A 25100-nucleotide genomic window follows, 5' to 3' on the forward strand; every position below is an offset into this window, starting at 1 on the left:
CCGCCGCTCCGCCCCGGCACCCCGCCCGGGGTCCGTTCGGTGGCAGCGGACCGAGTGGCCCGCGGACGGGTGGAGTGCCGGGGCGGGGGGCGGGCCGCCTACTGGTCGATCTCGATCTGCCACTCGTCCATGACGGGCGGGGGCGGCTTGGGCGGGGCGGGCATGACGGCCGCCTCGGAGTGGCCGCCGCAGCCGTAGGCGAGGGAGACCATGCGGCCGTCGGACGTGGTCGCCTCGTTGCTGCAGATGCCGAACGCCTGGCCCAGTCGCCCGCCGATGCGCATCAGGAAGCCGCAGCTCAAGCACTTCGCGGGGGCCGCCTGCGCCATCGCCGTCGCGGCGCCGAAGGCCTCGTCCCAGCGGTCGGCCGAGGTGTCCAGGCCGAAGCGGGACGGCACCCGCGGGCGGTCCAGGCCCAGCTCCACCGCGACGTCGGCGATCTGGCCGCGGCCGTGGATGTCCGCGCCCACCGCGTCAAGGTCGTCCTCGGCCTCGGCCGTAACCTCACCCGAAAGAGTGGACAGTTCGTCAACCGGCCTACGGGGACGTTCGATCGGCTCGTCCGCCGCGGTGTACCCGGGCTCCAGGCGCGGGTCGTCCGCGTCCACCGGCAGCAGGTCGCCCGGGCCCATGTCGCCCGGCTGCAGCCGCTCGTTCCACGGCACCCACTCGGGCGCCAGCAGCGCGTCGGTGCTCGGCAGCAGGGTGACCTCGTCGACCGTGACGGCCTTGGAGCGCGACGCGCGCGCCACCGTCACGGCCCAGCACCAGCCGCGGTACGCGGGCTCCTTGCAGGCGAAGTAGTGGGTGACGACGCGGTCGGTGTCCTCCGGCCGCGCGTCGACATGCTCGCCGACGGCACCCGCACCGGCGAGGTCCTCGGCGGCGGCACGGGCGAGCCCGACGGCCTCCAAGCAGAGACGGTCGGGGGTACGGCTTCGCATCGCGGCGCTCACGGAATCGATTCTCTCCTACCCTGGCTGCACGGTGGACCTCACTGCCCGTTCGGCCCGCCGCACGTCCACGGAAGACATTCGGTGCGGCGGCCTCGGCACCGCGCGACGCACCGGGCAGCGCCGCGGGTATCGCGGCAGCCGGCGGAGCGGGCGATGCGGCCGCCTGCGGGACCGCGCCGATCGAGCGGCGCAGGGCACCATGTCGTGCAGGGGCGCTCCCATTGTGCGCGATAACGGCACCCGCTGACCACGGGGCCCGCCCGACGCCCTTCCAACGGCCCTGTCGAACCCTGTCGAAGGGGCGCCGTCCGCCGCGCCGCCACCCGACCCGGCGTCGGTCGGCGAGGTGCCGGACGCTAGTCTTCGGATCATGACGATTCGCCGCCGCGCCACCGTACTGGGCGCCGCCGCCCTGTCCCTCGCCGCCCTGTCCGCGTGCGGGATGACGAAGCCGACGCCGGTCGCAACCGTCGGCAGCAACACGGCCACCGCGCACTCCGAGGCCGCCTGCTACCACGGCGGCGACGCGCTGCCCGCGTCCGAGCTGCAGAGCTGCGCCAGCAAGGATGTGCAGAAGCTGACGGTGGTCGACGGCAACAAGGTCCGCTTCGGCGTCGACACCTCGATCGCCAAGAAGGGCTGGTTCATCCTCGTCGGGCAGCGCCAGACCGGGACGACCAGGCTGACCTACCGCACGCTCGACTCCGCGAGCCTGTTCACCGACAGCCAGGGCCAGCAGTCCAAGACCGTGGACGTGAAGATCGTGCAGAGCCCCGACGGCCAGTCCATCCACGGCATGTGGAACTTCCGGCTGCAGCTCAGGGACTCCTGACGGCCCGTCCGATGAGCAGCGCCGCAGCCCCCGCCCTGGTCGTGACCGCCGTGGAGGCGGAGCGCGCGGCCGTCCTCGGCGGCCTGCCGGACGGCGCCCGGGTGCACGCCGTCGGCGTCGGCCCGGCCGGCGCCGCCGCGGGCACCGCGAAGCTGCTCGCCGAGGAGGCCGCCGCGGGGCGGCTGCCCCGCCTGCTGCTCTGCGCCGGCATCGGCGGCGGCTTCGCGCCGCGAGCCCGGATCGGCGACCTGGTCGTGGCGGACGCGATCGTCGCCGCCGACCTGGGCGCGGAGGCGCCGCAGGAGCCGGGCGGCTTCCTCCCCGTCGACGCGCTGGGCTTCGGCACCGGCCGCCGCCTCCCGCCGGCCGACGCGGTCGCCGAGGCGGCGGACCTGCTGGGCGCGGGCGCGCTCACCGGGACGGTGCTCACCGTCACCACGGCGACCGGCAGCGCCGCCACCGCGGCGGAGCTGACCCGCCGTCACCCCGCGGCCCTCGCCGAGGCGATGGAGGGCTTCGGCGTCGCCGAGGCCGCCGCGCTCTTCGGCGTCCCGGTGCTGGAGATCCGCGCGGTCTCCAACGCCGTCGGCCCGCGCGACCGCGGCGCCTGGCGCATCAAGGAGGCGCTGGAGGCGCTGCGCCGGGGATGCGCACGGCTGGCGCCGATGTTGACGCCCTGACAGAGCTGCCGGGCCGAGCAGGACCACAGCAGGAACCGGAGCAGCAACCGGAGCAGCAACCGGAGCAGGAGGAGCCCCCATGACCACCGAGCCGCGGACCGAGCCGCTGACGCTGGTGCACTCGCCGTGCCCGAACGACACCTTCGTCTTCCACGCCTGGACGCACGGGCTCGTCCCCGGCGCGCCGGCGGTCGACCTCTCCTATGCGGACATCGACGTCACCAACGGCCAGGCCGAGCGCGGCGAGCTGGACGTCATCAAGCTCTCCTACGCCCAGCTGCCGTGGATCCTCGACGAGTACGCGCTGCTGCCGACCGGCGGCGCGCTGGGCCGCGGCTGCGGCCCGCTGGTCCTGGTCCGCGACGCGGGCGCGTCCGTGGCGGTGGCGCCGTCGGCGCTCACCGGGCGGACGGTGGCCGTGCCGAGCGAGCGCTCCACGGCGTACCTGCTCTTCCGGCTCTGGGCGGCGGCGGAGGTGCCGGGCGGCGTCGGGTCGATCACCGTGATGCCGTTCGACGAGATCATGCCGGCGGTGGCGGCGGGCAAGGTGGACGCCGGACTCGTCATCCACGAGGCCCGGTTCACCTACCGCGACCACGGGCTCAGCTGCCTCGCCGACATGGGCGAGCACTGGGAGGCCACCACCGGCCTGCCCATCCCGCTGGGCGCGATCGTGGCGCGGCGCAGCCTGGGCGCGGAGGCGCTCGGCCGGATCACCGACTCCATCCGGGCCAGCGTCCGCCACGCCTGGGACCGCCCGGAGGACTCCCGGGCCTATGTGCTGGAGCACGCGCAGGAGATGGACCCGGGGGTGGCGGACCGCCACATCGGGCTCTACGTCAACGAGTTCACCGCGGACCTCGGCGAGGACGGCTACGCCGCCGTCCGCGGGCTGCTGACCCGGGCGGCGGCGGAGGGGCTGGTGCCGCCCGTGCCGAGGGAGCGGCTCGACCCCGCCGGCTGACCCTCCGTCACACGTCCAGCTGGTCGGCGACGGCGCGCAGCACGCTGGCGATCTTGTGGCCGTCTGCGCGGTCCGGGTAGCGGCCGCGCTGCAGGGAGCGGGAGACCTGCTCCAGCCAGGTGGTGAGGTCCTGCACTATCGGCAGCAGTTCGTCCGGCCGCCGCCGCTGCGCCGCGGCCACCGAGGGGGCCGGGTCGAGCAGCTTGACGGAGAGCGCCTGCTCGCCGCGGTGGCCCGCGGCGACACCGAACTCCACCCGCTGGCCGGGCTTCAGCGCCGTCACCCCGTCGGGCAGCGCCGAGGCGTGCACGAACACGTCGCCGCCCTCGTCGCGCGACAGGAAGCCGAAGCCCTTGTCGGGGTTGAACCACTTGACCTTGCCGGTGGGCACGGGTGACCTCTTGTCCTCGTCGAAGGAGCAGGAAGGAGCAGCAGGGCGGGTGGGCGTGGTGCCGCATCAAGAGTAAGCGGGATCACCCCCGAAGGGAGAGCGCATTTGCGGCGCACGCCCGGCAGGGTCCTACCCTGGGTCGGTGAGTTCTACTGCCCCCACCCGGCCTTCCGCGCGACCCGACGCGGACCACCCGGACGCCCGCCGGCCCGGCGATCTGCTGGTGCGGATCGGCGCCGTGCTCTTCCTGGTCGGCGCGGTCGCCACCATCGCGACCGTCGTGCCGTTCCTGATCCACTCCCACCCGCTGCCGACCGCGGCCTACCTGGTGTCGATGGTGATGCCGCTCGGCATGGCCCTCGCCCTGATCGGGCTGCTGACGTCGGCGCTCGCGCAGAAGCGGCGGATCGCGGCGAAGCTCAGCGCCGAGCGCTGACCCAGGCGTCCAACCAGGCCGGAAAGGCCGTCAGATCGTCGAGGACGACGTCCGCGCCGGCCGCCCGCAGCTCGTCCGCGGGGATCGGGCCGGTGGCGACGGCGACGCTCACCGCGCCCGCCGTCCGGGCGCCCTTGATGTCGCCGAGGTGGTCGCCGACGTAGATCGCGGCGTCCGCCTCGCGCAGCGCCTCGCCCTTCTGCTCCGCCCACAGCCGGCCGATCACCTCGTCGGCCGGCAGGTTGAGGTGCTCCACGTGCATCCGGGCGTTGGGGGTGTGCTTGGCGGTGACCACGATCACCCGGCCGCCGTGCGCGTGCACCGCGTCCATCGCCGCGCGGGCGCCGCGCATCGGCAGCGTCGGGTCGATGGCGTGGTCCGGGTAGAGGGAGCGGTACAGGTCGCCCGCCTCGTCGATCCGCGTCGCGGGGAACCACTCCGCCAGCTCCTCGGTCAGCGGCGGGCCGAGCCGGGTGACGGCGAGGTCGCTGTCGACGTGGACGCCGGTCTCCGCGGAGAGCGCGTCCCAGGTGGCCTTGATGCCGGGGCGCGAATCGATCAGCGTCATGTCGAGGTCGAAGCCGACGGTGAGGGACATGCGCCCCACCGTACGCGAGTGATCGCGAGGGGGCCGGGGCCGGGACGGGGCACGGTGGGCACCGCCCGCGGCGGATGGCACAATGGCACGGGTTTGACTTAGGCAAGCCTAAGCAGGCCCCATTCGACCACTGCACAGGAAGTGACGGAGCGTCATGTCCGCACCCGCGCTCGCCGCCCCCGGCGGCGCGTCCGCGGCACCCGCGCCGTCCCGCCCCCGGGCAACCCGCCGCCGGCTGCTGTGGGTGCTCGCCGCGGTCGTGCTGCTGGCGCTGGTGACGCTGCTGAGCCTCGCCGTCGGGGCGCGCGCGATCCCGCCGTCCCATGTGATCGACGCGATCCTGCACGGCGGCAGCTCCAACGACGCCCTGGTGGTGCGCACCCAGCGGCTGCCGCGCACCATCGTCGGCCTCGTGGTCGGCGCCTCGCTGGGCGTCGCCGGGGCCGTGATGCAGGGCATCACCCGCAACCCCATCGCCGAACCCGGCGTGCTGGGCATCTCCAACGGCGCGGCGGGCGGGGTGGTCTGCGCGATCGTGCTCTTCGACGTCCACTCGCTCACCGGCTACGTCTGGTTCGGCTTCGCGGGGGCGCTGATCGCCGCGATCTGCGTCTACGCGGTCGCCTCGGCGGGGCCGGGCGGGTCGACGCCGGTCAAACTCGCGCTCTCCGGGGCGGCGTTCGCGGCGCTGCTCGGCTCCGTCATCTCCGGCGTGATGTCGACGCAGGCGCAGGCGCTGGACGAGTACCGCTTCTGGCTGGTCGGCTCGCTCGGCGGGCGCGGCTGGGACGTGGCCCTCCAGGTGCTGCCGTTCCTGGGGGTCGGGCTGGTGCTGGTGTTCGCGGTGGCCCGCGGGCTGGACGCGCTGGCCCTCGGCGAGGACGCGGCACGCGGGCTGGGCCAGAACGTGGCGCTGGTGCGGGGCGTGGGCGCGCTGGGGGCGACGGTGCTGACCGGCTCCGCGGTGGCGGCGGCGGGGCCGATCGCCTTCGTGGGGCTGGTGGTTCCGCATGCGGCGCGGCGCCTGGTGGGGACGGGGCACCGCTGGGTCCTGGCGATGGCGGCGCTGCTGGGGCCGGCGATGCTGGTCGTCTCCGACGTCATCGGGAGGGTGCTGTTCCCGCCCTCGGAGGTGCCCGCCGGGGTGATGACCGCGCTGATGGGCGTGCCGGTCCTGGTGGCGCTCGTCCGCGGCCGGAAGGTGATCGCGTCGTGAGCAGTACGGACGGACCCGTCACCCGGGGGCGGGTGGGGCGCCGGGGCGGAGGGGCGGCCAACCGGTACGCGGTGCTGCGCGCCGGGCGCGCGTCGTTCCTGATGCACCGCCGGAGCGTCCTCGTCGCGGTGGCGCTGCTCCTCGTCCTGGCGGCGGGCTTCCTGCTCGCGCTCTGCGTCGGCGACCGCTTCACCCCGCCCTCCTCCGTCCTCGCCGCCCTCACCGGCGGCGACTCCCCGGACGCGTTCACCGTCGAGGTGCTCCGGCTGCCCCGCGCCACCGTCGGCCTGCTCGTCGGCGTCTGCCTCGGCCTCTCCGGCGCCACCGTGCAGACCGTCGCCCGCAACCCCCTCGCCAGCCCCGACATCATCGGCGTCACCCAGGGCGCCGCCGCCGCGACCGTGGTGTGCACGGTCCTCGGCGTCGCCTCCGCCGCCGCCATGCCGTTCGTCGCCATCGGCGGCGGCATCGCCGCCACCGCGCTCGTCTACGGCCTGGCCTGGCGCCGCGGCCTGCACGCCCAGCGGTTCGTGCTGATCGGCATCGGCATCAGCCTCGCCCTGCAGTCCGTCGTCCACCTCTTCCTCACCAAGGGCGACGCCCTCCAGGCCCAGCAGGCCAAGGTGTGGATCACCGGCAGCCTCAACGGCACCACCTGGTCCTCCGCCTGGCCGCCCGTCATCGCGCTGGCCGCCTGCCTCGTCCCGCTGGTCTGGGCGGCCCGCGCGCAGCGCGCCGTCGCCCTGGACGACGCCACCGCCACCGGCCTCGGCACCCGCCTGGACCGCTCCCGGCTGGGGCTGATCGCCATCGGCGTGGTGCTCGCCTCGGTCGCCGCCGGGGCCGCCGGGCCGATCTCCTTCGTCGCGCTGGTCGCCCCGCAGCTGGCCCGCCGCCTCACCCGCACCTCCCAGCTGCCGCTGGTCTGCGCGGGGCTGGCCGGCGCGGTGATCGTCACCGTCGCCGACATCCTGGCCCGCGTGCTGCTCTCCCCGACCGAGCTGCCGGTCGGGGTGCTGACTGCCGTCGTCGGCGCCCCGTACATGCTGTGGCTGCTCGCCCGCTCCCGCACCGGAGGCCGTTCATGACCCGCCTCACCGCCCGCGGCGTGACCCTGGGCTACGAGTCCCGAACGGTCGTCGAGGGCCTCGACCTGGACGTCCCGGACGGCCGCGTCACCGTCATCATCGGCCCCAACGCGTGCGGCAAGTCGACGCTGCTGCGGGCGCTCGGCCGGCTGCTGCGGCCCGAGGCCGGGCAGGTGCTGCTGGACGGCCGCGACATCGCCCGCACGCCCACCAAGGAGGTGGCCCGGGAGATCGGGCTGCTGCCGCAGACGCCGATCGCCCCCGAGGGCATCACCGTCGCCGACCTGGTGGGACGCGGCCGCCAGCCGCACCAGACCTGGTGGCGGCAGTGGTCGGAGGAGGACGAGCGGGCCGTCCTCGAGGCGCTGGCCCGCACCTCCACCGCCGAGCTCGCCGAGCGCTCCGTCGACGAGCTCTCCGGCGGCCAGCGGCAGCGCGTCTGGATCGCGATGGCCCTCGCCCAGGGCACCGACCTGCTGCTCCTCGACGAGCCGACGACCTACCTGGACGTCGCGCACCAGGTGGAGGTGCTGGACCTGGTGCGGCAGCTCAACCGCGACCAGGGGCGGACGGTCGTCGCCGTGCTGCACGACCTCAACCAGGCCGCCCGCTACGCCGACCACCTGGTGGCGATGCGCGGCGGGCGGATCGTCGCCGAGGGCGCGCCGGCGGACGTCGTCACCGCCGAGCTGGTGGAGGAGGTCTTCGGGCTGCGGGCCGTGGTCATCGAGGACCCGGTGACCGGGACCCCGCTGATCGTCCCCGGCCGCCCGTGGGACTCCCGCTGACCCCGCTGACCCCGGCTACTCCTCGCCGCGGGCGGCGCGGCGGCGCATCAGCCGCCAGCACAGGAAGAGCGAGGTGACGATCGCGCCCGTCCAGCCGAGCACCGGCAGCATGTGCTCCAGCGCCTTCACCACGTCGTGCTTGCCCAGCGGGGGCGCGCCCATCCGGCCCGTCCGCCGCGCCCACAGCCATACCGCGCCGCCGGCCAGCACCAGGCCGGGGATCAGCACCGACGCCGTCATCCGCTCCACCGGCCGCAGCCGGGGCGCGAAGTAGAGCAGCGCCCAGCCCGCCAGCAGCAGCGGCCAGAAGCCGGAGACGGGGCCGGCCAGCAGCAGGGCGATGCCGAGGAGTTCGCGCGGGTGCCGGACCAGCTGGACGATCAGCGAGCCGACGGCGCCGACCAGCGGCGGGGGGCCGGAGCGGGGCTCGCGCTCGCGTACGGCGGAGGCGGCGGCGGGCTTCGCGTCCCGCGCCTGCCCTCCCGCGCCGCCCTCGTCCTCCTCCTCGTCGTCCTCGTCGTCGTCGAGGTCCTCGTCGCGGACCATCAGCAGCGGCGCGCCCGCCGACCGCTTGTCGAACCGGACCCGGCCGCCCTCGCCGACCAGGTGGTCGTCGCCGAACTCGCGGCCGTCGCCGACCGCCGGGTCGACGATCACCGGGGTGCCGTCCTCCGCGACGGGCGCGGCCGGCGCCCGCCGGTCCTCGGGCTCGCGCGGCGGGGGCGGCGGCGCGGCCGCGGCCTCCGCGCGGCGGCGGGCGGACCGCTCCGCGTCCCGCCGGCCGGTGCCGCCGCCCGCGTCGCGGGCCTTGGCGACCACGTCCTCCGGGGTGCCCATCCGCGCCAGCGCGCGCCGCACGGTCGTCGGGCTGCCGCCGTCGCCGATCCGCGCGTTGAGGTCCTCGCGGACCCGCGCGACCAGCTCGACGCGCTCCCCCGGCGACATCTCGCGCTGCGCGGCGTCGCCGACCTGGCTGAGGTAGTCGTAGACCAGGCGCTCGCCCTCGATGCCCATCGGCGACCCACTCCCCGGTACCCGGTACTCGGCGCCGTCCGGCCGAGCTGTCGAACTCAGGCTACCCAGCGGGGCGTTGGCGCGGCACCAGCCGCGCCGGACGTGCCCGGACACCGGGCGGCGCGCACTGTGACCTCCGCCGCGGCGAGCGCCGCGCGGGCCCGGTCGCCGACACCCGTCCGCTAACGTGGGCCGGATGAGCAACCGGCGGACCCCTCTCCCCCGCACGCTGGCCGAAGCGCTGCGGCAGCGCGGCGACGAGGCGCTGGGCGCGCTGCTGCGCGCCCGCCCGGATCTGCTCGCGCCGGTCCCCGGCGACCTCACCCAGCTGGCGACGCGCGCCGGCACCCGGGCCTCGGTGCTGCGCGCGCTGGAGCGGCTCGACCGGTTCACGCTGCAGGTCGCCGAGGCGGTGGCGGTGGCCCCGGACGGGGCGCCGCGCCGCGCGGTGGAGGCGCTGCTGCCGGGGGCGCCGCGCGGCGCGGTGCCGGCGGCGGTGGAGCGGCTGCGGGAGCGGGCGCTGCTGTGGGGGGCGGCGAACGGCTCGGAGCTCCATCTGGTGCGCACCGCCCGCGATCTGCTCGGGCCCTCGCCCGCGGCGGCCCCCGCCCAGCAGGGCCGGCTGGCGACGGCCGGGCTGGGCCCCTCGCTGGCGGACTGCTCGGCGCTGGTGCAGCCGTCCCGGCTGCAGGAGATCCTCGCCGACGCGGGCCTGCCCGGCACGGGCGACGGCGTCTCGGCGGCGGCCGCGCTGGCCGCGCACTTCGCGGACGGCCCGCGGCTGGAGGCGCTGCTGGCGAACGCGCCGGAGTCGGCGCGCGGCGCGCTGGGCGAGCTGGTGTGGGGCCCGCCGACCGGCCAGGTGCGGGACGCCGCCCGCCCGGTGCGCGCCGCCGAGGCGCGGACCGGGGTGGAGTGGCTGCTCGCCCGCGGGCTGCTGCTGCCGGCCGGCGCGGACACCGTGGTGCTGCCCCGCGAGGTGGCGCTGGCGCTGCGCGGCGGACGCGTGCACCGCGAACTGGAGCCGTCGCCGCCGCCGGTGGAGGCCGCCGACCGCGGCGCGGCGACCGTGGACGCGGCGGCGGCCGGCGAGGCGCTCACCGCGGTGCGGCTCGTCGAGGAGCTGCTGGAGCCGTGGGACGCGGGCGGCCCGCCGGTGCTGCGCTCCGGCGGCATGGGCGTGCGCGAGCTGCGGCGCGCCGCGGTTGTGCTGGAGGTGCCGGACGAGCAGGCCGCGTTCTGGCTGGAACTGGCGTACGCGGCGGGTCTGTTCGCCTCCTTCGGGGAGGACGACGAGCTGGGCGAGGTGTTCCTGCCGACCCCCGCCTACGACGAGTGGCTGGGCCTGCCGGCCGCCGAGCGGTGGGCGCGGCTGGTCGGCGCCTGGCTCTCCGGCACCCGGGTGCCGGGGCTGACGGGACGTCGGGACGCCAAGGGCCGGGTGCTGAACGTGCTCGGCGACGGGCTCAACCGCGCGGCGGCGCCCGAGGTGCGCGGGGCGGTGCTGCGCGAACTGGCGGCGCTGCCGCCGGGGTCGGCCCCCGCGGCGGGCGCGCTCGCGGCCCGGCTGCGGTGGCGGCGCCCGCTGCGCGGCGGCGGCGACACCGCGGCCATGGACGAGCTCGCCGGCTGGGCGGTCGCCGAGGCCGGGCTGCTCGGCGTCACCGGCCGCGCCGCGCTCGCCTGCTACGCCCGCGTCCTGGTCCCCCCGCCCGCCCCGGACGAGGCCCCGGCGCCGGAGGCCGCCGCGCGCGGCGCGACCGCAGCCGCCGCCGCGGCCGCCATGGCCGCCGTGGAGCTGGAGCCGCTGCTGCCGGAGCCGGTGCGGGAGGTGCTGCTGCAGGCGGACCTCACCGCGGTGGCGCCCGGGCCGCTGGTGCCCGAGGTGGGGCGGCGGATGGGCGTGCTCGCCGACATCGAGTCCAAGGGCGGCGCCACCGTCTACCGCTTCACCCCCGCGTCGGTGCGCCGCGGCCTCGACGCCGGGCTCACCGCCGCCGACATCCAGGCCTTCCTCGCCGGGCACTCCGCCACCCCCGTCCCGCAGCCGCTCGCCTACCTGGTGGACGACGTGGCCCGCCGCCACGGGCTGCTGCGCGTCGGCACCGCCGGGGCGTACCTGCGCTGCGACGACGACGCCGTGCTCAGCGAGCTGCTCGCCGACCGGCGCACCGCCGGCCTCGGGCTGCGCCGCCTGGCGCCCACCGTCCTGGCCGCGCAGGCCGCGCCGGACACCCTGGTCGCGCGGCTGCGCGAGCTGGGCTACGCCCCGGCCGCCGAGTCCGCCGCCGGGGAGGTGGTCGTCGCCCGGCGGGACGCCCGCCGCACCGGCCCGCGCCGCCCGCCGGAGCCCGTCCACGAGGGGCCGCCCGCGCCCGACGCGGCGCTGCTGGCCGCGGCCGTCCGCGCGGTGCGGGCCGGCGAGGAGGCGGCCGGCGCGGCACCGGACGGCACCGCCGCCGCGGCCGATCCGGACGCGCCCGTGCCCCGCACGCCCGCCGCCGACATCCTTGCCACCCTTCAGGCCGCCGCGCTGACCGGCGGTCAGGTGCTGATCGGCTACGTCTCCCAGGAGGGCCGGGCCACCCGCCGCGTCATCGAGCCGGCCCGGGTGGAGGGCGGCTGGGTGGAGGCGTACGACCATCTCACCGACGCGGTGCGGTCGTTCGCGCTGCACCGGATGACCGGCGCCGCCGAGCGGGACCCGGCATGACCGGCCGCGGGCGGCCCGGGCCGTTCGACCTCCCGCAGCCGGGCGGGCGCGCTCCCGCGCCCCAACCGCTGCGCCTGGTGCAGGACTTCGTGAACACCCTCGACGCCGAGCACGGGATCGACCTGCTCGCCGAGGACGCCGCCGGCTGGCTGCACGCCAAGGGACTGGGCGGCGGCGGGCCCGTCCGGCCCGCCGAGCTGGCCCGCCTCGTCCGGGTCCGCGAGGCGCTGCGCGCGCTGCTGCTCGCCCACACCCCGGGCGGCGGACCCGCCGGGGAGGCCGCCGAGGTGCTCAGCGCCGCGGCGGGGCCGCTGCGCTGGCGGATCGACGCGGACGGCGCGGTGCACCCGGAGGCGGCGTCCGCGCCGGGCTCCCGGGCGGTGGCCGCGGTGCTGCTGGGCGCGGTGCACCGGGCGCAGGCCTCCGGCGACTGGCCGCGCCTGAAGGCCTGCCCCGGCCCGCGCTGCGGCTGGGCCTTCTACGACCGCTCCCACGGCGCGCGCTCCACCTGGTGCTCGATGGACGTCTGCGGCGCCCGCGCGAAGATGCGCCGCTACCGCGCCCCGCGCTGAAGCGCGCCGTCAGCGCAGCATTCGGCAGAGGTCCTCGGCGGGGCCGGCGAGGGCCAGCAGGGCGCCGGACTTGTCCGGGTACTCGCCGCGGAGCAGGAACGACAGGTACGTGGTGGCGATCAGCAGCCGGTGCGGCGGGCTCAGGTGTCGGTGAGCCCTGCGGCCCAGTGGTCGCCGCCCATCACCACGATGTCCTTGCCGAACCACTGCTTGGTGTCGGAGCCGCCGGTGTCGCGGACGACCGTGCGGGCGACCAGCGACCGGCCCCGCACCCTCCGACTATCACCCTCCGCCGCCGGCGCCACTCGGAACGACCGCCGCAACCGATCCATCCCGAACTCCCCCTCCAGGCCGCGGGGTTGTCGTTCTCCGCCTGTTGCAGGCAAATCCGCCACTCCGTCCCCGCCGTGCCGACAGTTTCTCCCGCAGCGGCACTCAGCCGTATCAGCGGCGCGCCTCTCGCCGCTGGGCCAGCAACCCGTTGACGAGCACATCGACATCGGTCCAAGGGTTGACATCGCGAGGCGCCTCCGGGCTGAGCGGGGCAGCGCCGCGCAGGTCCGCAGCCCGGCGGGCTGCGACGGGGTGAAGGGGGCGCAGCACCTCGTAGTCGACACACTTGCGATCCGCGCGATAGCCGCACCCGGCATGCGTCTCGAGGAGCTTCTGCGCCGCTTCTGACGTGCGATATCCACGCACCTCCTGGAAGTGCAGCAGCAACCACAGCTCGAAGCACGGGTTGCTGAGCGCGACGCTGAGCCCGGCGGCGCGCGCCTCACGCAGCGCGTCGGCGAGGTCCGGATGAGCGCTCGGTGCCTCGACGTCCATGACGCACCACACCTCGTCGTACGGAGTGAACCGGTCCTCGCGGCAGTGCGCGGCACGCATCTGGTGCTTGGTCGCCGCGCGAACCAGTTCTGTCGGCACGCCATGGCGGGGACCGATCTCAACCTTGACCGGAAGCCCCCTCAGGTCGGCGCGCAGACCCAGCAGATACTGGCGCTCAGTACACTCCCCCTCGCAGTAGATCAGGATCCTACGCAACTCCGGCCGTCTCGCCGACCTCCGTCCCAACGGCTTCCCCCGCCTCACCCGCACCTCCTTCCGCGGTATCCGCAGCGACCCGCCGTAGCAGTTCGTCGTCGAGATGCGGCAACGCTCCGTAGCGACCCGAGAGATAGCGCCTCTCAAGGTTGTCCCGAGAGTCCGGCGAGTCGCGGACGTAGAAGTCCGTGATCGGAAACAGCCGGGTTGCCAGCGTCTCCAACGGCTTCTCGGTGAACCAGACCTGGTCCCGGGACAACTCGGTGCGCGCATGAGGCCCGAGCAGGGACGCCTCATGGGTCGTGAACACCAGTTGCGCGCCGTGCCTATTGAGATCCGCGTTCTGGAACATGCCCACAAGGGCGTCGGCGAGATACGGGTGAAGGCGAGCGTCGAGTTCGTCCACGGCCAGGACGCTGCCGGCCGCCAACGCCCCCAGGACCGGTCCGAGCATACCGATCCAGGTGCGCGTTCCGCTGGACTCCTCGTTCAGCTCCAGATCGAACACGCCTTCCTCGGTTCGATGTTGGACAGTGACCCGATACTCGGGCCCGTCGTTCTTGACCGGACGTCCGAGCGCCTCGCTGAGCGCCGTCGTGACCCGCTTGTACTCCGCCAGATACTTCTCGTCGTGCCGGCTGAACTCAAGATGCTCGACTCCGAGGTCGGCGAACCGAAGCAGGTCCACCAAGGTGGAGCTTCCGGTGTCTCGGCGGCGCAGGAGCCCGACGGTGTAGTCGAGCCGGGCAGCGAAGTTGCCATCGGTCGCCGTGCGCATTCCGTTCCGGAACCATCGGTGAAGGCGGCCGAGGAGCTCGTGGTTCTGTGCGGCAGCCACAGACAGGTAGAGGCTGTTGGGTCGGAGGAGATCCGAGATGGTCTTGCGACGTCCGGTCAGCGAACGCCCGAAGGAGAGCGAAGCAGGATCGCTGCCGGTTCGGGTGTACAGCGCGCGCCTCTTGCCCTCGGGGAAGCACGCCAGCCACTCCTCCAGGACGCAGGCGTCGTCGACGGTGAATCCGAACTCGTAGCGGATGCCGTCGACAACGAAGTCGAGTTCGTAGGTGCTGGGGTGGGTTTGGGGATCCGGACGCAGGCGGAATGGCCTGCGGGGCACTCCGCCGGACGGATCCCAGCGGCGAAACGAGTCGAGTACAGCCCGGCGCATCCAGCTCATCGCGTCCACCAGATTGGACTTCCCCGATGCGTTGGAACCGTAGATGGCGGCGACTGGGACAGCTTTCAGTGACGCCGCGCCGGGCACGGGCCTCTGCGCGCGAGCCCCTCGGTCGTCCCCCGCGATGAGCGACAGCTCCTGTTCATCGCGAATGGAGGCGTGATTGGTCACCTGGAAGCGAAGAAGCATGGCGACCCCCTGACGATGCGGTCGTTGTTGTCGTTAGAGGCAGCATCTCGTCGTACTACGACGATAGCCAGTTCTTGGCGGCATGCGAGGTGAACTTCAGCCGATCGTGGGAGCAAACTCCGGCCGCCTCGCCGGATGAGGCACACTGGAGGGTCGCCCCCGCCTCCAGCCCCGCGTCGAGAGGACAACCGCCGTGCCCAACGGTCCCCTGATCGTCCAGTCCGACAAGACGCTGCTGCTGGAGGTCGACCACCCCGACTCCGAGGCGTGCCGGCGCGCGATCGCGCCGTTCGCCGAGCTGGAGCGGGCGCCCGAGCACATCCACACCTACCGGGTGACGCCGCTCGGCCTGTGGAACGCGCGCGCCGCCGGGCACGACGCCGAGCAGGTCGTCGACGCCCTGGTCACGCACTCCCGCTACCCCGTGCCGCAGGCCCTGCTCGTCGACGTCGCCGAGACGATGGACCGCTACGGCCGGCTGACGCTCAGCAAGGACCCCGCCCACGGCCTCGTCCTGACCACCACCGACCGGCCCGTGCTGGAGGAGGTGCTGCGCAGCAAGCGCATCGCCCCGCTGGTCGGCACCCGGATCGACCCGGACACCGTCGCCGTCCACCCCTCCGAGCGCGGCCAGATCAAGCAGCAGCTGGTGAAGCTCGGCTGGCCCGCCGAGGACCTCGCCGGCTACGTCGACGGCGAGGCCCACCCCATCGAGCTCGACCAGGACAGCTGGCAGCTGCGCCCCTACCAGGAGCAGGCCGCCGAGGGCTTCTGGCACGGCGGCTCCGGCGTCGTGGTGCTGCCCTGCGGCGCCGGCAAGACGCTCGTCGGCGCGGCCGCCATGGCCCGCGCCAAGGCCACCACCCTGATCCTGGTCACCAACACCGTCTCGGCCCGCCAGTGGAAGCACGAGCTGGTCCGGCGCACCTCGCTGACCGAGGAGGAGATCGGCGAGTACAGCGGGACGAAGAAGGAGATCCGCCCCGTCACCATCGCCACCTACCAGGTGATGACGACCAAGCGGAAGGGCGTCTACCCGCACCTGGAGGTCTTCGACTCCCGCGACTGGGGCCTGATCATCTACGACGAGGTGCACCTGCTGCCCGCGCCCGTCTTCAAGTTCACCGCCGACCTCCAGGCCCGCCGCCGCCTCGGCCTCACCGCCACACTGGTGCGCGAGGACGGCCGCGAGTCCGACGTCTTCTCCCTCATCGGCCCCAAGCGGTTCGACGCTCCCTGGAAGGAGATCGAGGCGCAGGGCTACATCGCCCCCGCCGACTGCGTCGAGGTGCGGGTCTCGCTCACCGACTCCGAGCGGCTCACCTACGCCACAGCCGAGCAGGAGGAGAAGTATCGCTACTGCTCCACCACCGCCACCAAGCGCAACGTCGCCGAGGCGCTGGTCGCCCGCCACAAGGGCGAACAGGTGCTGGTCATCGGCCAGTACATCGACCAGCTGGACGAGCTCGGCGCCGACCTCGACGCGCCCGTCATCAAGGGCGAGACCAGCAACGCCCAGCGCGAGAAGCTCTTCGACCGGTTCCGCACCGGCGAGCTGAACGTGCTGGTGGTCAGCAAGGTCGCCAACTTCTCCATCGACCTGCCCGAGGCGGCCGTCGCCATCCAGGTCTCCGGCACCTTCGGCTCCCGCCAGGAGGAGGCCCAGCGCCTCGGCCGGGTGCTGCGCCCGAAGTCGGACGGCCGCGTCGCCCGCTTCTACTCGGTGGTCGCCCGCGACACCGTCGACCAGGACTTCGCCGCCCACCGGCAGCGCTTCCTGGCCGAACAGGGCTACGCCTACCGCATCGTGGACGCCGACGACCTGCTCGCCGGCCGCGACTGACCGGGCCGCCGCACCGGGTTTAAAGGTTGGACGGGCGGGCCAAGGGCCCGTAACGTGGTGCGTTCCGCCCTGCGAACGCACCGCCTCCGCAGGGCGCCGGCCGGACGGAAACCGGCTCGGCGTTCTTCACCGCGTTCACGCACCACCCCAACGCCCACGCGGAGGCTGACGAAGTGCGCCCCACCACCGACGACCCGCTCGAACTCGAACGCGCCCACCTGCGGGAGAGCCGGGCCGCCCTGCGCGCCATGCGCAAGGACTTCGAGAACCTCGACCTCACCGACATCGCCGCCTCCTGGGTCAGCGCCGAGGTGGTCCGCGGCGAGGTCCGCGACCGCATCAAGACCCTCGCCGACCTCGCCGAACTCCCGCTGTTCTTCGGCCGCGTCGACTACCTGCACCCGCCGGGCGGCGCCCCGGCCGGCGAGGACGACGGCCCCGAGCGCTACTACATCGGCCGCCGCCACGTCCACGACGCCGGCGGCGAGCCGATGGTGCTGGACTGGCGCGCCCCCGTCTCCCAGCCGTTCTACCGGGCCAGCCGCACCGAGCCGCTGGACGTCGCGCTGCGCCGCCGGTTCGGCTACGAGCGGGGCGAGCTGACGGCCTACGAGGACGAGCACCTCACCGACCCGGCCGAGGCCGCCACCGCCTCCAGGCTGCTCGCCGCCGAGATCGAGAAGCCCCGCGTCGGCCCGATGCGCGACATCGTCGCCACCATCCAGCCCGAGCAGGACGTCATCGTCCGTATGGACATCGGCGACACGCTCTGCGTCCAGGGCGCCCCTGGCACCGGGAAGACCGCGGTGGGCCTGCACCGCGTCGCCTACCTGCTCTACTCCCACCGCGAGCGGCTGAAGCGCACCGGCACGCTGGTCGTCGGCCCCAACGACTCCTTCCTGCACTACATCGAGCAGGTGCTGCCCTCGCTCGGCGAGCTGGACGTCGCGCAGGCGACGGTCGGCGAACTCGTGGGCAAGCAGACCGGGTTGGCGGTGCGCGGCACCGACACCGCGCGCGCCGCCGGCCTCAAGGGCGACGCCCGGATGGCCGAGGTGCTGCGCGGCGCGGTCCGCAGCCACGTCGGCCGGGTGGAGGAGTCGCTGGTTTTGGTGCGCGGCTCGCGGCGCTGGCGCGTCCCGCAGCACGAACTGCAGGAGCTGGTCGATCAGCTGCTGGAGCGCGAGATGCGCTACGGCGCGGCCCGCGACGCGCTCCCGCAGCGCATCGCGCACGCGGTGCTGACCCGGATGGAGCTGGCCGGCGAGGCGCCGGACGACCGGGTGCAGAACGCGGTGGCCCGCTCGGCGCCGGTCAAGGCCGTGGTGAAGGCGGTGTGGCCGGCGGTCGACCCGGCGAAGCTGGTGCTGCGGCTGCTCTCCGACGCGGAGTTCCTCGCGGCGGCGGCGGACGGCCTGCTGACGGAGGACGAGCAGGCGGCGGTGCGCTGGGCGAAGCCGGCCCGCGGGGTGAAGACCGCGCCGTGGACGGCGGCCGACCTGGTCCTGGTCGACGAGGCGCTGGACCTGGTGGAGCGCACGGGCAGCCTCGGCCATGTGGTGCTCGACGAGGCGCAGGACCTCTCCCCCATGCAGTACCGCGCGGTGGGCCGGCGCTGCTCGACGGGGTCTGCGACGGTGCTCGGCGACATCGCGCAGGGCACGACGCCGTGGGCGACGGGCTCGTGGGAGGAGGCGCTCCTCCATCTGGGCAAGAAGGGCGCGGCGGTGGAGGAGCTGACCGCGGGCTTCCGGGTGCCGAAGGAGATCATCGACTACGCGTCGCGGCTGCTGCCGCACATCGCGGAGGGGCTGGCGCCGGCGTCGTCCGTCCGCGAGGCGCTGGGGTCGCTGACGCGGCGCGAGGACGGCGACGTCGCCGCCGCGGTGCGGGGCGCCCTGCGGCACGAGGGGTCGGTGGGGGTGATCGTCGCGGACGCGCGGATGGCGCAGGTGCGGTCCGCGCTGGAGGCGGCGGGGGTCGCGTTCCTGGACGACCCGGGGGCGGAGACGACGCAGGAGCGGCGGGTGACGCTGCTGCCCGCGTCGCTGGCGAAGGGTCTGGAGTACGACCATGTGGTGGTCGACGAGCCGTCGTTGATCGTCGAGGGCGAGCCGGACCGGCGGACCGGCTTGCGCCGGCTGTACGTGGTGCTGACGCGTGCCGTCTCGGGCCTGACGGTGGTCCACTCGGTGCCGCTGCCCGAGGAGCTCGCCGCCTGACGGCGGTCCCTCTTCGCCGCCCCTCCGCCCCGGGTGGGGTGCCGGGGCGGCGGGCCGGCGGACACGGCACCGCGCGGCCGCGCGTCAGCCGTCCAGGGCGGTGCGCCAGACCTCCACCTTGGCCGCGTCCACCGGCGCCGCCCACGAGCCGCCGCGCACCGCCGAGCCGACATGGAAGGCGTCGACGCCGAACCCCTTCAGCCCGGGCACGTGCTCCAGCTTCAGCCCGCCGCCGACCAGCAGGCGCGGCCCTCCCCGGCCCGCCTCCCGCTCCAGCACGGGCATGCCCGCCGGCACACCGTCCGCCGAACCCGCCGTCAGGAACGTGTCCAGCCCGGGCAGGCCCGCCAGGGCCTCCCGCGCCGCGTCCCGGTCGCGCACCCGGTCGACCGCGCGGTGGAACGTCCACCGGCAGCCCTCCAGCGCGTCGACGACGCCCTTCACGGCGTCGACGTCGACCTCGCCGTCCGGGGTGAGGAAGCCCAGCACGAACTCCTCCGCGCCCTCGCGCCGCAGCGCCGCCGCCGCGTCCCGCAGCGCGTCCACGCCCTCCGGGCCGCCCGCCGCGAAGGAGTCCTCCGCGCGCAGCATCACCCGCAGCGGGACGTCCACCGCGGCGCGGATCTCCGCGAACCCGGCCGGGTCCGGGGTGAGCCCGTCGGCCGCCATGTCGCGGACGATCTCCAGCCGGTCCGCGCCGCCGGCGACCGCGGCCCGGGCGTCGTCCGCACCGGTCGCAATGACCTCGAACAGAATTGGTCTAGACACCTGCTTAGCGTGCCATACGAACGGGCCCCGCCCCCGCCGCAACCCGCCTCACCGCACGTCCGCGTCCGCCAGCGAGCCCACCGCGGCCACCTCGCGGCCCGTCGTCCCGCACACCCACCGCGGGTCCGGACCCAACTCGGGCTCCACCGACAGCGGATGCAGATCCGCCGCCCCGCCGTCCTCCGCGTGCAGCGGGCACACCGGCCAGCGCCCGTACCGCTCCAGCAGGGCGTCCTGCATGTCCTGCGCCACCAGACCGGCGAGGAACTCCGCGCCCTGCGGCCACTGCTCCACCCACCAGCGGCGATGCCGGACCGCCTCCTCCAGCAGGGAGACCACCGGCGCCTCGCACACCCCGGTCGCCTCCAGGTCCGCATGCACCAGCGCCCGCGCCGCGTGCAGCACCCCTTCCAGATCCCCGCGCTCCTCGTTGTTCTCCATAACCCCAGCCTCACCCCTCACACAGATCACATCGACGAGATGACCAAAGTACTTGCGACGTCCCACCTCAGAAAATTATCTTCACAGTATGGCCGCACCGAAGAAAGAAAACTTCAGCGAAGGACCCATGCCCCGGGCCACCTCCGCCGACGCGCTGCGCGCCAAGGTCCGCGCCCTGCTCCCCTCCATGACGCGCTCCATGCAGCGCATCGCCGAGACCGTCGCCGAGGACCCCGCCGGCTGCTCCCGGCTCACCGTCACCGAGCTGGCGCACCGCACCGACACCAGCGAGGCCACCGTGGTGCGCACCGCGCGCCGCCTCGGCTACCCCGGCTACCGCGACCTGCGCCTCGCCCTCGCCGCGCTCGCCGCCCGCCAGGAGACCGACGCCGGCCCCGAGGTGATGGCCGGCATCGCCCTCGACGACCCGCTCCCCCAGGTCGTCGCCAAGCTCGCCCACGACGAGCAGCAGGTCCTCGCCGACACCGCCGCCGGACTCGACCCCGCCCAACTGGAGGCCGTCGTCGCCGCCATGGTCGACGCCCGCCGCATCGTCGCCTTCGGCATCGGCGCCTCCGCCCTGGTCGCCGAGGACCTCGCCCAGAAGCTGCTCCGCATCGGCCTCGTCGCCCACGCCCACGGCGAGATGCACCAGGCCATGACGGACGCCGTCCAGCTGCGCCCCGGCGACGTGGCCATAGGCGTCTCGCACTCCGGCGGCACCGTCGACGTCGTCGAGCCGCTCCAACTGGCCTTCCACAACGGCGCCACCACCGTCGCCGTCACCTCCCGCCCCGACGGGCCGCTCACCCAGTACGCCGACCACGTGCTGGCCACCGCCGCCGGGCAGGAGAGCGACCTGCGCCCCGCCGCGATGAGCAGCCGCACCAGCCAACTGCTCGTCATCGACTGCCTGTTCATCGGCGTCGCACAGCGCACCTACGAGACCGCCCGGCGCGGCCTCGCCGCCTCCTACGAGGCGCTCGCGCCGCGCCACCGCACCGCCCTGGACGAGGGCGGCACCCGCCGTTGAACCCCGAAGAGACGCCCGCACCCGCACCCCGAGAGATTGAGCCGCCCGCCATGAGCACCGCCCCGTACGCCGAACTGCGCGCGCAGCTGGAGACGCTGACCACCGAGGCCGTCCGCCCCGACCTCGCCGACATCGACCGGCTGCCCACCGAGGAGATCGCCCGCCGGATGAACGCCGAGGACGCCGCCGTCCCCGCCGCCGTCGCCGAGCAGATCCCCGCCATCGCCGCCGCCATCGACGGCATCGCCGCCCGGATGGGGCGCGGCGGACGGCTCGTCTACGCCGGCGCCGGCACCGCCGGCCGGATCGGCGTCCTCGACGCCAGCGAGTGCCCGCCCACCTTCAACACCGCGCCCGGCCAGGTCGTCGGCCTCATCGCGGGCGGCCGCAGCGCCATGACCGACGCGGTCGAGGGCGCCGAGGACGACGCCGCCGCCGCGGCCGCCGACCTGGACGCGCTCGGCCTCACCGCGGACGACACCGTCATCGGCATCTCGGCCTCCGGCCGCACCCCCTACGCCATCGGCGCCGTCCGGCACGCCCGCGCCAAGGGCGCGCTGACGGTCGGCTTCGCCTGCAACGCCGGCTCCGCGCTGGGCGCCGCCGCCGAGCACGCCATCGAGGTCGTCACCGGCCCCGAGCTGGTCAGCGGCTCGACCCGGCTGAAGGCCGGCACCTCGCAGAAGCTGGTCCTCAACATGATCTCGACGGTCACGATGATCCGGCTCGGCAAGACCTACGGGAACCTGATGGTCGACGTGCGGTCGTCGAACAAGAAGCTGCAGGCCCGCTCCCGCCGCATCGTCGCCCTCGCCACCGGCGCGGACGACGCGGCCATCGAAAGCGCCCTCGCCGCCACCGGCGGCGAGGTCAAGAACGCCATCCTCGTGATCCTCGGGGATGTCGACGGAGAGACCGCCGCCCGCCTCCTTCTCGAGTCGGACGGCCATCTGCGCACCGCCCTCGAAGCGGCCCGCGGCGCCTCCTGAAGCACCTCCGGCACGTCCCCACCCTCTCTGCAACGACGCACTGAACTGAGCACCACCATGGACAAGTACAGCCAGACCGCGGCCGATCTGCTCGACCTCGTCGGCGGCCCGGAGAACGTCACCTCCGTCGCCAACTGCATGACCCGGCTGCGGCTGGGCATCGCCGACCCCGCGCGGGTCCGGGACCAGCAGATCAAGGACCACGGCAGCGTCCTCGGCACGGTCGACGACGACACCTACCAGATCATCCTGGGGCCGGGCGCCGTCACCAGGGTCGCCGACGCCTTCGGCACGCTGATCGAGGAGCGGCGTGCGGCCGCGCCGGCGGCCGGAACCGGGACCGGGACCGGGACCGGGACCGCGGGCGACGACGCCGCGGCCCGACTGGCCGCCGAGGGCGCCGCGATCAGGGCCCGTCAGAAGCAGCGGAACGCCACCCCGTTCAAGCTCTTCCTGCGGCGCATCGCCAACATCTTCGTGCCGCTGATCCCCGCGCTGATCGCGTGCGGCATCGTCGCCGGCGTCAACGGGCTGATCACCAACCTGCACTGGCTGCCCGCCATCCAGCCCGCGCTCGGCGCCATCAGCGGCGGCTTCATGAGCCTCATCGCGGTGTTCGTCGGCTACAACGCGGCCAAGGAGTTCGGGGGGACGCCCATCCTGGGCGGCGCCGTCGGCGCGATCGTGGTCTACGCCGGGGTCGCCGACATCTCCGCCTTCGGCGAGAAGCTGAGCCCGGGACAGGGCGGCGTCATCGGCGCGCTCGGCGCGGCCGTGCTCTGCGCCTCCCTGGAGAAGTGGCTGCGGCGGGTGGTCCCCGAGGCGATCGACGTGCTGGTCACCCCGACGCTCGCGGTGCTGGTCTCCGGCCTGGTGACGCTCTTCGTCCTGATGTACGTCGCCGGGCAGATCTCCACCGGCATCGGGCACGGCGCCGGCTGGCTGCTCGCGCACGCCGGCGCGGCGGCCGGGCTGATCCTCGGCGGGCTCTTCCTGCCGCTGGTGATGCTGGGGCTGCACCAGGCGCTGATCCCCATCCACACCACGCTCATCGAGCAGCAGGGCTACACCGTGCTGCTGCCCATCCTGGCGATGGCCGGCGCCGGCCAGGTGGGCGCGGCGGTCGCCATCTACCTGCGGCTGAAGAACAACGCGTCGATCCGCAGGACGATCCGCTCGGCGCTGCCGGCCGGCTTCCTGGGCGTCGGCGAGCCGCTGATCTACGGCGTCTCGCTGCCGCTGGGCCGCCCGTTCGTCACCGCCTGCGCGGGCGGCGCGCTGGGCGGCGGGTTCGTCGGCCTGCTGAGCCAGCTGGGCACGACGGTCGGCTCGACGGCGATCGGCCCGTCGGGCTGGGCGCTGTTCCCGCTGCTGGACGGCAGCCGCGGGATCGGACCGGCGGCCGCGATCTACGGGATCGGGCTGCTGGTGGGGTACGCGGCGGGCTTCGCGGCGACGTACTTCTTCGGCTTCAGCAAGGCCATGCTGGCGGAGCTGAACGCTCCGGCTGCGACGCCCGGCGAGGGGGCCGGCGAGGCCGACGAGGAGCCGGCCATAGCGGCGCCGGAGCGGGCCGCGGTCGACGCCTAGCCCGCGCCTGGCGCCTGGCCCGCGCCCAGCCCGCGGCCGTCGCGGCGCACGGTGCGCCGCCCACGTCCCGGCATCCCGCCCGGCCCTCCGGGCCGAGGGGATGCCGGGGCGTTTAATGTGAGCCCCATGAGTGATGTTGAGAGGAAGACCGCGGTCGTCACCGGGGCCAGCGGGGGGATCGGGGCGGCGACCGCCCGCGCGCTCGCCGCGGCCGGGTACCACGTGGTGGTGACGGCCCGCCGGCTGGACCGGCTGGAGGCGCTCGCCAAGGAGATCGGCGGCACGGCCCGCACCCTGGACGTCACCGACCGCCCCGCGGTGGACGCCTTCGGCGCCTGGTTCGCGGAGGAGTTCGGCGCCTCCAGCAGCTTGTCCGTTCTGGTGAACAACGCCGGCGGCGCGATCGGCACCGAGACGGTGGCCGCCGGCGACCCCGAGGACTGGCGGACGATGTACGAGGTGAACGTCCTCGGCACGCTGCACGTCACCCAGGTCCTGATGCCCCGTCTGATCGCCTCCGGCGACGGCGTGGTCGTCATCCTCTCCTCGGTCGCCGGGCTGGTCCCCTACGAGGGCGGCGGCGGCTATGTCGCGGCCAAGCACGCCGAGCACTCGATGGCCGGGACGCTCCGGCTGGAGCTGCTGGGCGAGCCCGTCCGGGTGGTGGAGATCGCCCCCGGGATGGTGCAGTCCGAGGGCTTCGCGGTGACCCGCTTCCGCGGCGACGAGACCGCCGCCGCGAAGGTCTACGCGGGCGTGCCGGACCCGCTGACGTCGGAGGACGTCGCGGAGACCGTCGCCTGGGCGGTGACCCGTCCGCCGCACGTCAACATCGACCTGCTGGTGGTGCGGCCCCGGGCGCAGGCGGCGGCGCACAAGGTCCTGCGGATCACCGAGTGATCCCGGCCGCGCTGCTGTGCGACATGGACGGCACGCTGGTCGGCACCGAGCGGCAGTGGCTGGCCGTCGGCGCGGCGCTGCTGCCGGAGGGGACGCCGCAGGCCGCGGTGGAGTCGCTGGCCGGGATGGGCTTTCCCGAGGCGTCGGAGGCGCTGACGGCGCTGGGCGCGGACCCGGCGGCGGTGACGGAGGCGGCGCTGGACGCGGCGTTCACCGCGCGGGTGCGCGCGGAGGGCGTCTCCGTCCGCCCGGGCGCGCTGGAACTGCTGGACGCGGCGCGGGCGTTGGGGGTGCCGATCGCCCTGGTGACGGCGTCCGAGCGGCACCTCGCCGAGCATGTGGTGGGGGCGGCGCTGGGCGCGTGGCGCTTCGCGGTGATGGTCGCGGGGGCGGAGGCGGGCGCGGGCAAGCCGGCGCCGGATCCGTATCTGAAGGCGGCGGCCGAGCTGGGGGTGGCCGCGGAGGACTGCCTCGCCGTGGAGGACACGCTCACCGGTGTGACGGCCGCGGTCGCGGCGGGATGCCGCGTCGTGGCGGTGCCGAGCGTCGCCGGCAGCATCGCCGCGGGCGAGCGCGTCACCCTGCGGGACACGCTCGTCGGGTTCGACCTCGCGTCCGCCTGACCGGCCGCCCGAACCCGGCGCCGCGCGGACGCG

25 protein-coding genes are annotated in these 25100 nt (G+C 74.9%); 16 read left to right on the forward strand and 9 right to left on the reverse strand.

Going from position 1 to position 25100, the window contains the following annotated elements:
• Positions 1-98: 98 nt before the first annotated feature.
• Complete coding sequence (locus BIV57_RS13095) at positions 99-944, reverse strand: DUF3027 domain-containing protein (RefSeq protein WP_079170291.1); 846 nt, start codon at positions 942-944, stop codon at positions 99-101.
• Between the two features lie 382 nt (positions 945-1326).
• On the opposite strand from BIV57_RS13095, the gene BIV57_RS13100 reads away from it, so the two are divergent.
• From BIV57_RS13100 to BIV57_RS13110, 3 genes are all read left to right on the forward strand, one after another.
• Entirely contained in the window at positions 1327-1788 is a 462-nt protein-coding gene (locus BIV57_RS13100; RefSeq protein ID WP_071656947.1) for a hypothetical protein, read from the forward strand.
• An 11-nt stretch (positions 1789-1799) separates the two neighbouring features.
• The gene (locus tag BIV57_RS13105) at positions 1800-2468 is read left to right on the forward strand and encodes a futalosine hydrolase (RefSeq protein ID WP_071656948.1); all 669 of its coding nucleotides are present in this window, start codon (positions 1800-1802) and stop codon (positions 2466-2468) included.
• 79 nt (positions 2469-2547) lie between these two features.
• Positions 2548-3432, forward strand: coding sequence for a 1,4-dihydroxy-6-naphtoate synthase (locus BIV57_RS13110; protein WP_071656949.1), 885 nt, complete (start codon positions 2548-2550; stop codon positions 3430-3432).
• Between the two features lie 7 nt (positions 3433-3439).
• Here BIV57_RS13110 and BIV57_RS26565 read toward each other — a convergent pair whose 3' ends face one another.
• Complete coding sequence (locus tag BIV57_RS26565) at positions 3440-3823, reverse strand: cold-shock protein (RefSeq protein ID WP_071656950.1); 384 nt, start codon at positions 3821-3823, stop codon at positions 3440-3442.
• Positions 3824-3965: 142 nt separating this feature from the next.
• Between BIV57_RS26565 and BIV57_RS13120 the strand changes: the two genes are divergently transcribed.
• The gene (locus BIV57_RS13120) at positions 3966-4259 is read left to right on the forward strand and encodes a hypothetical protein (RefSeq protein ID WP_245797635.1); all 294 of its coding nucleotides are present in this window, start codon (positions 3966-3968) and stop codon (positions 4257-4259) included.
• Here BIV57_RS13120 and BIV57_RS13125 read toward each other — a convergent pair.
• Positions 4243-4857, reverse strand: coding sequence for an HAD family hydrolase (locus BIV57_RS13125; RefSeq protein ID WP_071656952.1), 615 nt, complete (start codon positions 4855-4857; stop codon positions 4243-4245). The genes BIV57_RS13120 and BIV57_RS13125 overlap by 17 nt on opposite strands.
• 154 nt (positions 4858-5011) lie before the next feature.
• Here BIV57_RS13125 and BIV57_RS13130 point away from each other — a divergent pair, with 154 nt between their 5' ends.
• From BIV57_RS13130 to BIV57_RS13140, 3 genes are read left to right on the forward strand one after another with little or no spacing between them, the layout of a single operon-like run.
• Entirely contained in the window at positions 5012-6073 is a 1062-nt protein-coding gene (locus tag BIV57_RS13130) for a FecCD family ABC transporter permease (protein WP_071656953.1), read from the forward strand.
• The gene (locus BIV57_RS13135; RefSeq protein ID WP_419185706.1) at positions 6070-7161 is read left to right on the forward strand and encodes a FecCD family ABC transporter permease; all 1092 of its coding nucleotides are present in this window, start codon (positions 6070-6072) and stop codon (positions 7159-7161) included. Before BIV57_RS13130 ends, BIV57_RS13135 begins: the two co-directional genes overlap by 4 nt.
• Positions 7158-7949 carry an ABC transporter ATP-binding protein gene (locus tag BIV57_RS13140; protein WP_071656955.1) on the forward strand — a complete coding sequence of 264 codons (792 nt, stop codon included), beginning with the start codon at positions 7158-7160 and terminating at the stop codon, positions 7947-7949. Before BIV57_RS13135 ends, BIV57_RS13140 begins: the two co-directional genes overlap by 4 nt.
• A 15-nt stretch (positions 7950-7964) precedes the next feature.
• Here BIV57_RS13140 and BIV57_RS13145 read toward each other — a convergent pair whose 3' ends face one another.
• Positions 7965-8963, reverse strand: coding sequence for an HAAS signaling domain-containing protein (locus BIV57_RS13145; protein ID WP_071656956.1), 999 nt, complete (start codon positions 8961-8963; stop codon positions 7965-7967).
• A 196-nt stretch (positions 8964-9159) separates the two neighbouring features.
• On the opposite strand from BIV57_RS13145, the gene BIV57_RS13150 reads away from it, so the two are divergent.
• Positions 9160-11676, forward strand: a complete 2517-nt coding sequence (locus BIV57_RS13150; RefSeq protein WP_071656957.1) for a helicase C-terminal domain-containing protein — start codon at positions 9160-9162, stop codon at positions 11674-11676.
• Positions 11673-12248, forward strand: a complete 576-nt coding sequence (locus BIV57_RS13155; protein ID WP_071656958.1) for a CGNR zinc finger domain-containing protein — start codon at positions 11673-11675, stop codon at positions 12246-12248. The genes BIV57_RS13150 and BIV57_RS13155 overlap by 4 nt, the downstream gene beginning before the upstream one ends.
• 140 nt (positions 12249-12388) lie before the next feature.
• On the opposite strand, the gene BIV57_RS26425 is transcribed toward BIV57_RS13155, so the two are convergent.
• The 3 genes from BIV57_RS26425 to BIV57_RS13165 all read right to left on the reverse strand — a co-directional run bounded on the left by BIV57_RS26425 (position 12389) and on the right by BIV57_RS13165 (position 14658).
• The gene (locus BIV57_RS26425) at positions 12389-12520 is read right to left on the reverse strand and encodes a hypothetical protein (protein WP_265736992.1); all 132 of its coding nucleotides are present in this window, start codon (positions 12518-12520) and stop codon (positions 12389-12391) included.
• A gap of 172 nt (positions 12521-12692) precedes the next feature.
• Positions 12693-13292, reverse strand: coding sequence for an RloB family protein (locus tag BIV57_RS13160; RefSeq protein ID WP_245797637.1), 600 nt, complete (start codon positions 13290-13292; stop codon positions 12693-12695).
• A complete protein-coding gene (locus BIV57_RS13165; protein ID WP_071656960.1) occupies positions 13285-14658 on the reverse strand; it encodes an AAA family ATPase in 1374 nt (457 codons plus the stop codon). The genes BIV57_RS13160 and BIV57_RS13165 overlap by 8 nt, the downstream gene beginning before the upstream one ends.
• Positions 14659-14851: 193 nt before the next feature.
• Here BIV57_RS13165 and BIV57_RS13170 point away from each other — a divergent pair, with 193 nt between their 5' ends.
• Both BIV57_RS13170 and BIV57_RS13175 read left to right on the forward strand, forming a co-directional pair.
• Positions 14852-16501 (forward strand): DNA repair helicase XPB, encoded by a 1650-nt coding sequence (locus tag BIV57_RS13170; protein ID WP_071656961.1) that lies wholly within the window; start codon positions 14852-14854, stop codon positions 16499-16501.
• 173 nt (positions 16502-16674) lie between these two features.
• Positions 16675-18723, forward strand: a complete 2049-nt coding sequence (locus BIV57_RS13175; RefSeq protein ID WP_071656962.1) for a HelD family protein — start codon at positions 16675-16677, stop codon at positions 18721-18723.
• An 84-nt stretch (positions 18724-18807) separates the two neighbouring features.
• Here the strand turns inward: BIV57_RS13175 and BIV57_RS13180 are convergent, their stop codons facing one another.
• Both BIV57_RS13180 and BIV57_RS13185 read right to left on the reverse strand, forming a co-directional pair.
• Entirely contained in the window at positions 18808-19491 is a 684-nt protein-coding gene (locus tag BIV57_RS13180) for a copper homeostasis protein CutC (RefSeq protein ID WP_071656963.1), read from the reverse strand.
• 48 nt (positions 19492-19539) lie between these two features.
• Positions 19540-19932 (reverse strand): hypothetical protein, encoded by a 393-nt coding sequence (locus BIV57_RS13185; protein WP_071656964.1) that lies wholly within the window; start codon positions 19930-19932, stop codon positions 19540-19542.
• Positions 19933-20020: 88 nt separating this feature from the next.
• On the opposite strand from BIV57_RS13185, the gene BIV57_RS13190 reads away from it, so the two are divergent.
• From BIV57_RS13190 to BIV57_RS13210, 5 genes are all read left to right on the forward strand, one after another.
• Positions 20021-20965: a MurR/RpiR family transcriptional regulator gene (locus BIV57_RS13190; protein WP_071656965.1), complete on the forward strand. Its 945-nt coding sequence runs from the start codon at positions 20021-20023 to the stop codon at positions 20963-20965.
• Positions 20966-21015: 50 nt separating this feature from the next.
• On the forward strand, positions 21016-21954 hold the full coding sequence (gene murQ, locus BIV57_RS13195) for an N-acetylmuramic acid 6-phosphate etherase (RefSeq protein WP_071656966.1): 939 nt from the start codon (positions 21016-21018) through the stop codon (positions 21952-21954).
• Between the two features lie 57 nt (positions 21955-22011).
• On the forward strand, positions 22012-23544 hold the full coding sequence (locus tag BIV57_RS13200; protein ID WP_079170285.1) for a PTS transporter subunit EIIC: 1533 nt from the start codon (positions 22012-22014) through the stop codon (positions 23542-23544).
• A gap of 126 nt (positions 23545-23670) precedes the next feature.
• Positions 23671-24444: an SDR family NAD(P)-dependent oxidoreductase gene (locus BIV57_RS13205; protein ID WP_071656967.1), complete on the forward strand. Its 774-nt coding sequence runs from the start codon at positions 23671-23673 to the stop codon at positions 24442-24444.
• Positions 24441-25067 (forward strand): HAD family hydrolase, encoded by a 627-nt coding sequence (locus BIV57_RS13210; RefSeq protein ID WP_245797640.1) that lies wholly within the window; start codon positions 24441-24443, stop codon positions 25065-25067. Before BIV57_RS13205 ends, BIV57_RS13210 begins: the two co-directional genes overlap by 4 nt.
• Positions 25068-25100: the final 33 nt, after the last annotated feature.

The organism is Mangrovactinospora gilvigrisea (assembly GCF_001879105.1).
GTDB classification, from domain to species: domain Bacteria; phylum Actinomycetota; class Actinomycetes; order Streptomycetales; family Streptomycetaceae; genus Mangrovactinospora; species Mangrovactinospora gilvigrisea.

Bases quoted from the DNA above. Each gene is read 5' to 3' on its own strand.
- BIV57_RS13165 (WP_071656960.1), bottom strand. From the start codon at position 14,658: ATGCTTCTTCGCTTCCAGGTGACCAATCACGCCTCCATTCGCGATGAA.
- BIV57_RS13105 (WP_071656948.1), top strand. From the start codon at position 1,800: ATGAGCAGCGCCGCAGCCCCCGCCCTGGTCGTGACCGCCGTGGAGGCG.
- BIV57_RS13100 (WP_071656947.1), top strand. From the start codon at position 1,327: ATGACGATTCGCCGCCGCGCCACCGTACTGGGCGCCGCCGCCCTGTCC.
- BIV57_RS13145 (WP_071656956.1), bottom strand. From the start codon at position 8,963: ATGGGCATCGAGGGCGAGCGCCTGGTCTACGACTACCTCAGCCAGGTC.
- BIV57_RS13200 (WP_079170285.1), top strand. From the start codon at position 22,012: ATGGACAAGTACAGCCAGACCGCGGCCGATCTGCTCGACCTCGTCGGC.
- BIV57_RS13110 (WP_071656949.1), top strand. From the start codon at position 2,548: ATGACCACCGAGCCGCGGACCGAGCCGCTGACGCTGGTGCACTCGCCG.
- BIV57_RS13155 (WP_071656958.1), top strand. From the start codon at position 11,673: ATGACCGGCCGCGGGCGGCCCGGGCCGTTCGACCTCCCGCAGCCGGGC.
- BIV57_RS13140 (WP_071656955.1), top strand. From the start codon at position 7,158: ATGACCCGCCTCACCGCCCGCGGCGTGACCCTGGGCTACGAGTCCCGA.
- BIV57_RS13190 (WP_071656965.1), top strand. From the start codon at position 20,021: ATGGCCGCACCGAAGAAAGAAAACTTCAGCGAAGGACCCATGCCCCGG.
- BIV57_RS13125 (WP_071656952.1), bottom strand. From the start codon at position 4,857: ATGTCCCTCACCGTCGGCTTCGACCTCGACATGACGCTGATCGATTCG.
- murQ (WP_071656966.1), top strand. From the start codon at position 21,016: ATGAGCACCGCCCCGTACGCCGAACTGCGCGCGCAGCTGGAGACGCTG.
- BIV57_RS13150 (WP_071656957.1), top strand. From the start codon at position 9,160: ATGAGCAACCGGCGGACCCCTCTCCCCCGCACGCTGGCCGAAGCGCTG.
- BIV57_RS13095 (WP_079170291.1), bottom strand. From the start codon at position 944: ATGCGAAGCCGTACCCCCGACCGTCTCTGCTTGGAGGCCGTCGGGCTC.
- BIV57_RS13185 (WP_071656964.1), bottom strand. From the start codon at position 19,932: ATGGAGAACAACGAGGAGCGCGGGGATCTGGAAGGGGTGCTGCACGCG.
- BIV57_RS13205 (WP_071656967.1), top strand. From the start codon at position 23,671: ATGAGTGATGTTGAGAGGAAGACCGCGGTCGTCACCGGGGCCAGCGGG.
- BIV57_RS13130 (WP_071656953.1), top strand. From the start codon at position 5,012: ATGTCCGCACCCGCGCTCGCCGCCCCCGGCGGCGCGTCCGCGGCACCC.